At 38.5% G+C, this 12,430-nt stretch carries 15 protein-coding genes; 5 read left to right on the top strand and 10 right to left on the bottom strand.

The genetic code is table 11. The features are described 5' to 3' along the window. Nucleotides 1–33: 33 nt before the first annotated feature. Nucleotides 34–747, bottom strand: coding sequence for a pirin family protein (locus BFP77_RS12705; protein ID WP_099574403.1), 714 nt, complete (start codon nt 745–747; stop codon nt 34–36). 179 nt (nt 748–926) lie between these two features. On the opposite strand from BFP77_RS12705, the gene BFP77_RS12710 reads away from it, so the two are divergent. Continuing rightward, nucleotides 927–1,385, top strand: coding sequence for a hypothetical protein (locus tag BFP77_RS12710; RefSeq protein ID WP_099574404.1), 459 nt, complete (start codon nt 927–929; stop codon nt 1,383–1,385). Here the strand turns inward: BFP77_RS12710 and BFP77_RS12715 are convergent. Genes BFP77_RS12715 through BFP77_RS12740 form a run of 6 tightly spaced genes read right to left on the bottom strand, consistent with a single transcriptional unit; the run spans nt 1,380 to nt 7,492 of the window. After that, nucleotides 1,380–2,711: a DUF58 domain-containing protein gene (locus BFP77_RS12715; RefSeq protein WP_099574405.1), complete on the bottom strand. Its 1,332-nt coding sequence runs from the start codon at nt 2,709–2,711 to the stop codon at nt 1,380–1,382. The genes BFP77_RS12710 and BFP77_RS12715 overlap by 6 nt on opposite strands. Beyond that, complete coding sequence (locus BFP77_RS12720; RefSeq protein ID WP_099574406.1) at nt 2,712–3,710, bottom strand: AAA family ATPase; 999 nt, start codon at nt 3,708–3,710, stop codon at nt 2,712–2,714. Then, on the bottom strand, nt 3,700–4,917 hold the full coding sequence (locus BFP77_RS12725; protein WP_099574407.1) for a DUF4350 domain-containing protein: 1,218 nt from the start codon (nt 4,915–4,917) through the stop codon (nt 3,700–3,702). Before BFP77_RS12725 ends, BFP77_RS12720 begins: the two co-directional genes overlap by 11 nt. Continuing rightward, nucleotides 4,910–5,647: a DUF4129 domain-containing protein gene (locus BFP77_RS12730; protein ID WP_099574408.1), complete on the bottom strand. Its 738-nt coding sequence runs from the start codon at nt 5,645–5,647 to the stop codon at nt 4,910–4,912. The genes BFP77_RS12725 and BFP77_RS12730 overlap by 8 nt, the downstream gene beginning before the upstream one ends. A 2-nt stretch (nt 5,648–5,649) precedes the next feature. Continuing rightward, entirely contained in the window at nt 5,650–6,534 is an 885-nt protein-coding gene (locus tag BFP77_RS12735; RefSeq protein ID WP_099574409.1) for a hypothetical protein, read from the bottom strand. Continuing rightward, a complete protein-coding gene (locus tag BFP77_RS12740; protein WP_099574410.1) occupies nt 6,524–7,492 on the bottom strand; it encodes a stage II sporulation protein M in 969 nt (322 codons plus the stop codon). The genes BFP77_RS12735 and BFP77_RS12740 overlap by 11 nt, the downstream gene beginning before the upstream one ends. Before the next feature lie 33 nt (nt 7,493–7,525). Between BFP77_RS12740 and BFP77_RS12745 the strand changes: the two genes are divergently transcribed. Next, a complete protein-coding gene (locus BFP77_RS12745; RefSeq protein WP_099574411.1) occupies nt 7,526–8,242 on the top strand; it encodes an RDD family protein in 717 nt (238 codons plus the stop codon). A 1-nt stretch (nt 8,243) separates the two neighbouring features. Further along, a complete protein-coding gene (locus tag BFP77_RS12750; protein WP_099574412.1) occupies nt 8,244–8,849 on the top strand; it encodes a trimeric intracellular cation channel family protein in 606 nt (201 codons plus the stop codon). Between the two features lie 173 nt (nt 8,850–9,022). Here the strand turns inward: BFP77_RS12750 and BFP77_RS12755 are convergent, their stop codons facing one another. Then, nucleotides 9,023–9,742: a peptidylprolyl isomerase gene (locus BFP77_RS12755; RefSeq protein WP_099574495.1), complete on the bottom strand. Its 720-nt coding sequence runs from the start codon at nt 9,740–9,742 to the stop codon at nt 9,023–9,025. Between BFP77_RS12755 and BFP77_RS12760 the strand changes: the two genes are divergently transcribed. Beyond that, nucleotides 9,741–10,382 (top strand): NUDIX hydrolase, encoded by a 642-nt coding sequence (locus BFP77_RS12760; protein WP_099574413.1) that lies wholly within the window; start codon nt 9,741–9,743, stop codon nt 10,380–10,382. The two genes, BFP77_RS12755 and BFP77_RS12760, sit on opposite strands and share 2 nt — an antisense overlap. 25 nt (nt 10,383–10,407) lie before the next feature. Next, a complete protein-coding gene (locus BFP77_RS12765; RefSeq protein WP_099574414.1) occupies nt 10,408–11,214 on the top strand; it encodes a lysophospholipid acyltransferase family protein in 807 nt (268 codons plus the stop codon). On the opposite strand, the gene BFP77_RS12770 is transcribed toward BFP77_RS12765, so the two are convergent. Together BFP77_RS12770 and BFP77_RS12775 are read right to left on the bottom strand one after the other, a co-directional pair. Beyond that, complete coding sequence (locus BFP77_RS12770) at nt 11,211–11,861, bottom strand: hypothetical protein (protein WP_099574415.1); 651 nt, start codon at nt 11,859–11,861, stop codon at nt 11,211–11,213. The two genes, BFP77_RS12765 and BFP77_RS12770, sit on opposite strands and share 4 nt — an antisense overlap. A gap of 4 nt (nt 11,862–11,865) precedes the next feature. Further along, nucleotides 11,866–12,360 carry an RNA polymerase sigma factor gene (locus BFP77_RS12775; protein ID WP_099574416.1) on the bottom strand — a complete coding sequence of 165 codons (495 nt, stop codon included), beginning with the start codon at nt 12,358–12,360 and terminating at the stop codon, nt 11,866–11,868. Nucleotides 12,361–12,430: the final 70 nt, after the last annotated feature.

A 12,430-nucleotide genomic window follows, 5' to 3' on the forward strand; every position in this document is an offset into this window, starting at 1 on the left:
GCTTTTAAGTATCAAAAATCCTTAGTAATAGTTTTAAAAATGCATGGGGACTTCCATGACCAAAATTCTTGAATTTTTCTGGGCTTTTATTTCAAAATCGGTAGTTTCCCATACGCCAAGACCATCCCTCTCCTTTAATTTTTGTTCTTCTATGGTAACTTCTCCGTCAAGAACAAAAATATAGGCTCCATTACCTTTTTTATTAACCGAATATACTGTGGTTTTTTCTTCCGTGAATTCACCAATATGAAACCACGCATCTTGATGAATCCAAACGCCTTGGTCATCTTTATGGGGTGAAAGGATTTGATAAAAATCAGTACCCTGCGCAAGCTTTTTGAGCTGCACTTGGTCATATCTTGGAGCTACATTTTGCGTTTTTGGGATAACCCAAATCTGAAGGAACTTTACTTCTGAATTATTACTGTTATTGAACTCGCTGTGGGAAATACCGGTGCCCGCGCTCATTACTTGAATATCTCCTTCTTTGATAACGGTAGCATTGCCCATATCATCCATATGTTTTAAATCTCCTTTTAACGGGATCGATATAATTTCCATATTGCGGTGTGGATGGGTGCCAAAACCTTTACCTGCGGCAACGGTATCATCATTAAGTACTCGGAGCGTTCCAAAATTCATTCGCTCAGGATTGTGGTAATTGGCAAAACTAAAACTATGATAGGAGTTTAACCATCCGTGATTGGCATGTCCTCTTGTATCTGCGTTGTGATATATCGTTTTCATACTGCTTTATTTTATCAAAATATAGTCGTAAAAATTTGTTCTTTATTACAGGATTTCGTTTAGTGTTGTTCGTTAAAAAGTAGTGTTTTTTAGATGAAATTCACAAATTGTTATTTATGGTAGGGTATTGTGTAATTTAATTGTTTTGTAGGTATAACAAGTTTTAAAAATCCCCCATTATGTTAACTAGAATAACGCTTTTACTCTTGGTATTTTTAACATATCATAGAAATAGTCATGCCCAGCAAGTGGAAAATGCCGCCAAACATTTGGGAGCAGGTGTGGCCATAGGAGCCGTTGGAGGCTATGCAGCGCATAAAATCTTTAATGGGCAACGCGGTTGGACATGGGCGGGCGCTGTTGGCAGTAGCTTAGCTGCTGGTTTGGCGAAAGAGACCTACGACATCAACAGGGGTGCTCAATGGGAAACCGAGGATGTGCTTTTCACGACTTTGGGTGGAGTCATTTCCGGACTAGCTCTTGACTTACTTTTAAAAAATAGAAGAAGGGCACGTAGTCGTAAAAATTGCGGTTGTCCGCCAATCGTTTTTGAATCCTTAAATGTGGACCCGGTAAATGCTTCAGGAAGTATCACGGCTGCGATACAAGCAAATTATATTCTAAGTAACGGCTTATAGGATACCTCTGGCCTTTATTTCTAAATACTTGTTTATAGTGTTTATCGTCAATTCTTCCGGCCTGGTAAGTATGGTCTGTATACCGTATTTCTGTAACTCTTTTTGCATCAATTTTTTTTCTAGGTAAAATTTTTCTGCAATGGTTTTGTGGTAAATGGCCTGCAGGTCCTCGGCATCCTCATCTATGAGGGATTCTAGCTCTGAATTCTGAAAGAAAATGACCACTAGGACATGCTTTTTAGCAAGACCCAACAAATAGGGTAATTGTCGTTTTAGGGAAGACATATGCTCAAAATTCGTGTAAAGGAGCAATAAACTTCGGTGGTTTACTTTTCTTTTGACAAGACCATATAAAAGTCCAAAATCGGCGTCTGTAAAAGCGGTATCTATGCGGTAAAGCTTTTCTAAAATAGTATTTAAATGTGTTATTTTTTGAACGGCAGGAACAAAATTTTCTATCTGTTTTGAAAAAGATATCAATCCCGTTTTATCGTTTCTCTTCAAAGTCACATTAGAAAAGGCAAGAGCGCTATTGATGGCATAATCCAATAATTTAAGACCGTTAAAAGGCATTTTCATTACCCTGCCCGTATCAATAATAGAATATACCGGTTGTGATTTTTCGTCCTGATATTGATTGACCATAAGTTGGTTTCGTTTTGCTGTTGCTTTCCAATTTAAAGTCCTGATGTCATCCCCTCGTACATAGTCTTTAATCTGCTCAAATTCTTGGGTATGACCAATCTTTCGAATCTTTTTTAGTCCTATTTCACTTAAACGATTACTAATAGCGAGAAAGTCGTATTGCTGCATTTGAATAATGGACGGATAGACCGGAACCATTTGGTCTTTCTGAAATACAAATCTCCTTTTTATAATTCGTAGGGGTGATGAGGCGTAAACATTTAAATTCCCAAAGAAATATTCTCCTCGGTCAACTGGTCTTACGCTGTAATCAAATTGTTTTTTTTCACCCTTTATCGCCACAGTGCTGTAATTAAAGTCGCGCTTTTGAAATTGCACGGGTAGTTCATCAATGATGGTAATATGGGTTTTGAAAGGATAAAAACTTTCAAACTGAATTTGTATCGGATTAACATCACTATTCGATAGTTTTTTAGGAAGGGCCCTTTGTGCTTTAATACTTTCTGAAGAACTGAACAAAATAAAAATATCGAACAAAAAAAGTCCAAGTAGTACCAAGGTAAGAAGCCAAGCTATTGGGTATATGTCAGATATCCAATACGATAGGATGAAGCTAGCGCAAAGCACTGCGATATACGTAAAGAACGCATTATGAATATAAAGTGCTTTTAAAAACTTCATTTATCTTGGGATTTCCACACTTTCGGTAATCATCTTTATAACATTTTCGGTGGATATTCCTTCCATTTCTCTTTCCGGTGTTAAAATAACCCTGTGGTTTAGTACGGGAACCAAGGCTTTTTTTACATCTTCTGGAGTAACAAAATCCCTTCCGTTTATTGCGGCAAAGGCCTTTGCACTATTTAGGGTTGCGATAGATGCCCTTGGGGAGCCTCCCAAATACAAATGTGGATGATTCCTTGTTTTAGAGACTACCTCCGCTATGTACTTGAATATCTTTTCTTCTACTATAATATCCTGGATTTGTGCTTTGAATGTTTTTAACTTTGTAGGACTAAGGATGTCTTTAACCTTGGTCTGTGGTAAGGCACCTTTTCTTTCGTGGTGAGATTTCAGAATCAGGATTTCTTCTTCGGTTTCTGGATAGGAAACTTTTATTTTAAATAGAAAACGGTCTAATTGTGCTTCGGGTAGGGCATAGGTACCTTCCTGTTCTATTGGGTTTTGAGTAGCTAATACCATAAACGGAGATTCCATCGTATAGGTGGTACCGTCCATGGTTACCTGTCTTTCTTCCATGGTTTCGAACATGGCAGCCTGTGTTTTGGCCGGAGCCCTGTTAATTTCATCTATGAGGATAATATTAGAGAAAATAGGCCCTTTTTTAAATTCAAATTCTGAAGACTTAACGTTGAAAATAGAAGTCCCAAGAATATCGCTCGGCATAAGGTCCGGCGTAAATTGAATACGGCTAAAATCGGTCTTTAGGGTTTTAGCAAACAGCTTTGCGGTAATCGTCTTTGCAACCCCGGGCACTCCTTCTATGAGTACATGGCCGTCAACCAAAAGGGATACGATCAATAACTCTATAAAATTATCTTGACCTATAATTACCTTTGCCAACTCCTGTTTTATATCGGCCACTGCTTTTTGTAGATCTGCCAAAGGTATTCTAGCGTCAAAATTTAAGTCGGTTGTATTTTCTTCCTTATTTTCCATCTGTTTCAGATTTAAATTTTTGAATGCGTTTGTTCAGTTGTATCAGTTCATTATCAGTTATTTGAGGATGCTCCCTAAGTTTTTCCATAAAGCCAAATAGCTTCTTGGTCTCATCCAGAGAATAGTTGCTGCGAGCAGCTAAATTTTTATAAAAATCCTCTTCGTTGGCTATATTCCCTAGATAGTACTTGGTACGCAGGTAATCTAGAAAGTAATTTATTTTGTGCTCTACGATAGCTTTTTGGTCTCCTTTTTCAAAATACATATCAGAAATGGTCCGTGTAAAGGCCAGGGTCTGATTTTGTAACGGCGTTACCACCGGTATGGCACGTTGCTTACGTTTGCCTTCAAAGACCACGTAGACAAGCACACCGATAAGCGCCAGATAGTATGCCCATTTCAATTCTTTGGTGTTTAAAAAAATGTGCATTGGGGAAGTGTAAAAGGTTTTACCGCTTTTGTAATGATTGTCTAAATATATGGTTTCATCTCCCTTAAAATAGGAAGCCAGACCGGCTGTGTAGGATTTGTTTTCTTTTTCTAAAATAAAATAATTTGTAAAGGCCTTGGGAAAAGTGGATAAAACTATCTCTCCTTTCCCAAAGGGTGTCTTTATAACCGAAACGACCTCGGGTTGTTCTTCTTCCTCGTTGGGAAAATTAACTACGCCGACAATGGTAGATTTTAAAGTATCTATGGTCTTAAAATAGCGCATAGCGTTGTCCTTTCGGTAGCGGTAGGGTTCACTTTTCTCTAAAAACGGGTTTACAAGCTGATGGTCCTGTTCTTGACCTACTTCGAATCCGCCATAATGCGTCGCGGTTTCAAAATTCAGGGTATCCCTTAATTTTTTTTCGAAACCTTCGGAGGCTATGAACAGGGAATTTCCTTGAGCCACCCAGTCCAGAATTAGATGTAGCTCCGCTTCTTGAAATTGTACAGAATTATTAATGAAAACGTAGGTTCCCTTTACCCCATTATTTTTGGAAAGGAATTCAAAAGGCGGAACCTGCAATTGCTTTGTTTTACCTGGAAATAGTTTCGTTTCCATAAGCTCGTTAAAGACTAGGGTTCCGTACGGTATTTTGTGGGACCGAACATAGGATTCAAACCAATTAATATCCTTTGGTTTAGTATATTGTAGCAGGAGTATGGCACCTAAGGTAACCAGTGCAATAATAATATAAGCAATGCCTTTTTTACCCATTGGACAAGAGTTGTTTTAAGGTTGAAAACGAGCTTTCTGCCTTTTGGTATTTTTCATGGTCCATAGGAAATTCCCCATACCAGATATAGTCGTACAGTCGCGTAATATCTTTAAAGGGATGCTGTAGTCTTTCTTGTTTTAGTTCCTTAAGATAGTCTTCGTTCGTCTTCTGTATTTGCCAATCTATTAACTCCTTTTCTGTCATTATTTGCAATATGAACAGGTAGTAATAACGAACGGCAAGACGGTAATTGTTATTGGCCAAGGCTTCCTGAATGAGCTTTTGAATATTTTCGTTTTTAATGATATGCTCCTCTTCGGACATGGCCATGGTGGCTTGGTTCTTCTTGGCATAACTAATAGCGCGCGCATTGACGTTAAGGAAGAATTTTACAAGAATAAATAGTAGTACCGCCAGCAACACATAGGGTAAGAACTCTAAAAAGAGATTCAGTGCTCCGGACGCCTTATTGACACCAAAAAGCCATTCAAAAAAACGGATGAGTAGGTTTCCGGCCCAATTTTTAAAGGCTATCCACCATTCGGGAGCATCGTTTTGTACAACCTCATAATTAAAATTGGGGTCATTTTTATAGACTTCTATATCTTGAGCTGAAATTTCTTTCTGTACTATTTTAGTCTTATCGTAATTAAGCGCTAAAGAATCCTTTTGACAAAAGCTGCTTAAAGAGAGTAGAAAGACGGTTAGATACAGAAGACCTTTGGGCATCGTTAGTTATCAGAAGTTTTACCGAGATTCTCAATTTGTTCATAGGTACCGGTAAAGTTCTTTTTCTCGTTGAGATTAAAATAGATAAAGACTCCAGCGATAACGGAGATGAGGTTCAGTAGAAATTGACCTATAGTACCTACTATATTTAAAAGAATATAAATCGGGTCCTTAAAAATATCCAACATATTCTCGGCATCCATCTCACCCGAGAAGATACCCATCTTCATCCATTGGTATATGGCCGTGGGTAGCGCGAAGGCGTAAGAGGCAATTGCTACAATAATTCCGATTACAAAAAAGGTCGCAAAGGTCATCCACCATTCATCCTTTACTAGGGTAAAACTATAACTGTAGGCGTCAGAAGCTCCCATTCTATTAAATACTAGAACGGAGAAAGAAAGTGCCAAAGGAACATAGAGGTATATTCCAGGAATAATACAACAGATAAACCCTACCATTACGGAAAGTCCCACCATAATTCCGAGTCCTATGAAGTTCCAAAAACTACCGTAGACTTCTTTTTGGACTGTATCAAAATCTGTAGTGCCTTTTCCGTTGGAGTAGGACTTAATATAATGCAATACCGTGGATTGCGACATGGTATACACGGCCATAATGGAAAGTATGTACACTAGGCCAATGATAAAAATAGTTGCCAAATTAGCCGCCTCGTTACCCGAATTGAACATCATGATATTAGCTATATTTCCTACGAAATAGAGGTAAGCGGCAAGCGCTAAAATCATTACGAGTAAAAAGGGGCCTACAATTTTGAAATAGGTGGTAAAGAAGGGTTTAAACTCTGCCCTGAGAAAAGCGAAAGTGTCCGAAAGTATATCCCCAAGTTCGCGCTGTTTTTTAAACTCTATATAATCAGTTTTCATGTGATGGTATTTTCTTGTGTATTTGGTATGGATATATAACGTAATAAAAAAGAATTAGTGCCAAAGAGGCTAAAATTATGAATATGGCGAGTCCATCTGGCATTTCGGTATGGCGGGTTACAAAGCCCTCTAAAAAACCTGCAATAATAAAGAACGGTATGGTACTTATCATAATTTTCAAACCATTTTTAATACCTCTTTTAAAGGATTCCAAACGGGAGTATGTTCCAGGAAAGAGCATACCATTGGCCAAGACCAAGCCTGCACAGCCCGCAATGATGATTACTGAAATCTCAATGGTGCCATGAATCCAAATAGTTCTAACGGATTCCCAAAGCAATCCTTTTTCGTAAAAGAAATATTGAAAACTACCCAACATGATACCATTTTGCAACATTATCATCAATGTGCCCACGCCTAACATAATTCCGTAGACAAAGGCCATTAAAGCTACCCTTATATTATTGATGGTGATGCCTAAAAACATGTTGAACTCTCCCATTTGCTTGTAAACGGCCATGGGGTCACCTTTCTCAATATTTTCAAGCGTCATATTTACATAGGCATCTCCAAGAATGGAACGGACAAAATCCCCCTCGTTGGCGGCTGAAAAGGCCCCGACGAAAGAGAAGAAAAAGAACACTAAAAACGCGATGAGCAGTTCGCGATGATGCTGTTTGAACATCATGGGGAATTCTACTTTCCAAAAACTTATGATTCTATTTTTCGGCTCTCTTTTGGTCCTATATATTTTTTGATGCGCCTGGGACGCTAAAGAATTTAGATAATGTGCCGTATTACTAGCCGGATAAAAAGTCTTGACGTAGCTAAGGTGATCCGTTATTTCTATATACAAATTGGACAATACATCTGGCTCCAGATTCGTTTTGTTAGCCAAAGCGCTTTCAAAAGTTGACCATTTGTCCTTATTTTGCTTTACAAAGGCGGCTTCGCGCATTCACAGAAGGGTTTATACCAAAGAAACAAAACAATGGAACAATTTCAAATAGAAACGGCCCAAAATATAAGTATAGACCAAAACACTGCTCACTTGGGAGACCGTATGTTGGCATTTATCATAGACACCCTGATAATCGTCATCTATTATGTGCTCATGATATGGTTTTTATTAGCCTTAGATGTAGATCTGGGAGACCAATGGGCCATTTATATGCTCGTAGGATTGCCAGCGTTCTTGTATTACCTTCTTTTGGAAACTTTTATGGACGGAAAGACCATAGGAAAAAGTTTTATGAAGTTGCGAGTGGTAAAGTTAGATGGCACCAAAGCTGGTTTTTCCAGTTATTTTGTGAGATGGATACTTAGAATAATAGATGTATCCATTAGTTCGGGGGGTGTCGCCGTATTTACCATCTTAATTCGAGGAAAAGGACAGCGCGTTGGTGATATTGCAGCAGGCACAACCGTAATTAGCGAAAAGAAACGTATTTTTCTAAAGGATACCCTTTTAAGGGAGTTACCAGAGGATTACAGTCCAAAGTTCCCACAAGTCACTGTTTTCAAGGATAATGAAATGCAGACTATAAAGAATCTGTATGATAGCGCCAAGCGAAATGGGAACCACAATGTGGTACTGTCTTTAAGTAACCGCATTAAAAAAGTTGCTGAGATTTCAACGGACCTAAAGCCAATTGATTTTGTGGATATCGTTATCAAGGATTACAACTACTACACCCAACAACTATAATATGTTCTATACGGTCATCGATATTTTAGGAACCATTGCCTTTGCAATTTCAGGAGTGTTGGTGGCCATGGAAAAACGCCTCGATTTCTTTGGAGTGGTAATTATAGCCTTTGTAACCTCAATCGGAGGGGGCACACTACGCGATTTACTCATTGGGAATACGCCCGTGGTTTGGATGCGAGATGCCACCTATGTCATCACTATTTTATCTACTGTGATCCTGGCCATACTGTTCGTTAAGCAGCTAAAGTATTTTAGGAAATCACTCTTTTTATTCGATACTATAGGAATAGGTCTGTACACTTTGATAGGGGTAGAGAAAGGGTTGGATGCCGGATTGTTACCAGTAATGTGCATCGCTCTAGGAACGATTACGGCCAGTTTTGGAGGTGTGTTACGAGATATTCTATGCAACGAAATTCCTGTAATATTCAGAAAGGAAGTATACGCAACGGTCTGTATTCTAGGAGGCGCTTTTTATTTTTTATTGATTCAATTTCCTATAAACAGCACCTATGCCTATTCTGTGGCCATACTATCCATAATCGTAATGCGGATTTTAGCGGTAAAGTTCAGAATTTCCTTGCCTAATATTTATAGGAGTTAGGAGTTGTTAGTCAGTGGTCAGTGGCCAATAGTTATCAGTTAGGAATTAGTAGGCGTAAGCAGGTTAAAGAAAATAAAATATGGATAATTCATTATATTTTCTAACCATCAACCCTTGTCTTGAGCGTAGTCGAAGGAATTAACCCTTGTCCTGAGCGTACTCGAAGGAATCAACTACTCCATAACTTCCGCTTTCTGGATATAGATGTTCTGCGAAGGCCAATCTCCTTTGCCCACAGGTTGGCTATTTATCTCATCAACCACGTCCATCCCTTCTATGACCTTCCCGAACGGGGTAAAGTCACCATCTAAATGATAAGAGCCAGGTTTGGTCACTACAATAAAAAACTCGTAGGGAGAAGCTAGCATATGTGGGTTATTTATCTCGCTACTGGGCATGGATACGGTTCCACGATGATGCCTGTAACCCTTTCTGGTATCAGGAGGTAAGAGGTATCGTCCAATGTCCCTTCGTTTTTGAGCTGTTTTCTTATCGTCAGAATTTCCACCTTGAATTATAAAATCCTTGACCACTCTATGAAACTGAGTATAGTCGAAATATCCTTTTTTCGTAAGATAAATGAAGTTTGCTTTATGATAGGGCACATTATCGTAGAGTTGAATCACAAAACTTCCAAATTTAGTGGTCATTTTAACTTTGGTAGTTTTTAAGTTTTGCTGGTATTCAAAAAAGAAATCAATGGCATTTTCTTCGGTAAGCTTAAAGGTATCCTTTTGAATTTCAGACACGAGCTTTTCTTCTTTCCGTTTTACGGAATCTATTGTCGTAACTGGCTGTTTTGCATCAGATTCTGATTTCTTCGGACTATCTTTACATCCTGAACAAAGAATGAATAAAGCGGTAATTGTCAGAAAGTAATATAGTAAGCGCATGAATTTTAGCATTTTTGAAGCAAGGTTATCAAAAATAAAAAATCTCTCGCTACCAGGCGAGGCATCACACTTTAAAATGGCGCCCGAGGAGCGAATCGAAGAACTTTTAAAAGATAAGTTCAAAAAGAAAAATCCAAGAAAAGCGGCTGTGATGGCACTTTTTTACCCAGATGCGAACCATGAAACTAAAATACTTTGCATTCTTAGAAAAACGTATAAGGGAGTACATTCCAACCAGGTGGCCTTTCCCGGAGGAAAGGTTGAAACTACGGATAGGGACTTGATGGAAACCGCTCTGAGGGAGACCCATGAAGAAGTGGGGGTACACCCAAGTAATGTAAATGTGATTTCGGAAATTACCAAGGTCTATATTCCACCCAGTAATTTTGAGGTACAACCTTTCATTGGTCTTTATCGTAGTCCCAAACCATTTGTGATACAAGAATCTGAAGTGGAGGCACTACTGGAAATTTCTTTAGTAGATTTCTTACAAGACCACAATGTAGTCTCAAAAAAATTAAGCACTTCGTATGCTTCCGAGATGGAAGTACCTGCCTTTAAACTAAACGATTACATCGTCTGGGGAGCTACGGCAATGATGATGAGCGAGATAAAAGACTTGTTGAAGCAGGTGTTATAAAACTCTATTTACTACTTTAGCGTCTATGGGATTATTCAAGAAAAACCCTTTTGGGCATAACCTATTTCTAAAAAAGTGGCTTATACGTGTTCTAGCGTTACTCTCGCACCAACGTTATAAACGCTTTAATACTTTGGATATTGAGGGTTCGGAAATTATAAGGGGTCTCCCGGACACGAACGTGCTTTTCGTGAGTAATCATCAAACTTATTTCGCAGATGTTGTCGCCATGTTCCATGTCTTTAATGCTAGTTTAAGTGGCAGGGAAGATTCCATTAAAAACCTAGGATATATTTGGCAGCCCAAATTAAATATGTATTACGTGGCCGCTGCAGAGACCATGAAGAAGAGTTTGCTCACCAAAATTTTGGCCTACGCAGGGTCTATAAGTGTTCAGCGAACATGGAGGTCAGAAGGCCAAGATGTGAACAGACAGGTAAAAATGAGTGATATTTCAAATATCGGAACCGCATTGGAAGATGGGTGGGTAATTACTTTTCCGCAAGGAACTACCACACCTTGGAAGCCACTTAGAAAAGGCACGGCCCACATTATTAAAAAATATAAGCCCTTAGTGGTACCGGTGGTCATAGATGGTTTTCGCCGTTCATTTGATAAGAAAGGATTACGGGTTAAGAAAAAAGGTATTCTTCAATCTATGGTTATCAAGGAGCCGTTGGAAATCGATTACGAAAACGAATCTACCGAGGCCATCATTGAAAAATTAGAATACGCCATAGAGCAGCACCCGTCTTTTCTAAAAGTGATTTCGGAAAAGGAACTATTGGCCTACGAGGAAGAAAATAAAATGCGCAAATGGCGCAACGGTTAAACTTCCAGCTGCTTTAATTCTTTGTAGTTTTTATTCAGTTTACGTAATAGCAGACCATATAATAAGAAATACACTCCGCCCATAAAGAGTGTTAATAAGACTCCAAAAATACCAATGGTAAGCATTAAGGTAATCCTTAGTTTTTCTGGGGAAACTTTGTCCAAACCATCTTTTAACTCCGGAAATGCTGCGGCAATATCTTCACTTAGGTAAATACCGATGACCATGACCATTATAGTCACCATAATCATGGAAAGGGAAAAAATAACATAGTGTTTCACCGTTCTTCTGGTCTTGATAATTTTCTTCATTAAATTCTTAGAACTATCCAATACGGATATTTCCTTGAACCGCTGATAGAACTGAAAAATGAAATACGCTGCAATACCGTAGGAGAAAATAGAAAGACCAAATAAATATTTGGACACGCCGATGTTTTCATAAACCTGCAAACCATCTTGCCAAGAAGGTACGAGATATAATAGGTGCGGTAGTGTAAATTCAAGAATACTTATGGTCAAAATCCACTTCACAATAGAAGATGATTTCTTCCAAATCATTTTATGAATTTCGGTATAGGATAGCTTAGGCACGGCAATTTCTTTCTTTTGCCAGTCTTTTTTTAATAATTCCAATTCATCCGTCATAACCTTATGGATTCAAAATGGTTCTTAATTTGTTTTTGATACGGTTCATCTTAACTCTGGCATTTACTTCTGTAATCCCCAGTGTTTCAGAAATTTCCATATAATTTTTATCTTCCAAGTACATAAAGACCAAGGCCTTGTCAATATCTCCTAACTGCCTAACTGCCTTGTACATCAACTTGAGCTGTTGTTCCTCCGTCTCATCGTATTCGTCGGCTTTTATTTTATAAATTACAGACTCATAGTCCTGCGTGTCAACACGTCGTTTAGACTTTCTATACAATGTAATGGCCGTATTCAACGCAACCCGGTACATCCAAGTACTAAATTTGGCTTCGCCCCTAAATTTTGGATAGGCCTTCCACAGCTGAATGGTTATTTCCTGAAACAAATCGTTATGAGAATCGCGGTCGTTTGTATACAACGTACAGACCTTGTGAACAATGTTTTGATTGTCCTGCAGTTCCGTCACAAATTGATGTTCCAGCTCTTTATTCACGCTTGGTTGGTAGTTCTTACGAGATAAGTGTGTACAGGGTTCTTTTTGTTACAACAAAAAGCAAGTTTTT

The organism is Maribacter sp. 4U21, from assembly GCF_002742365.1.
Lineage (GTDB): Bacteria > Bacteroidota > Bacteroidia > Flavobacteriales > Flavobacteriaceae > Maribacter.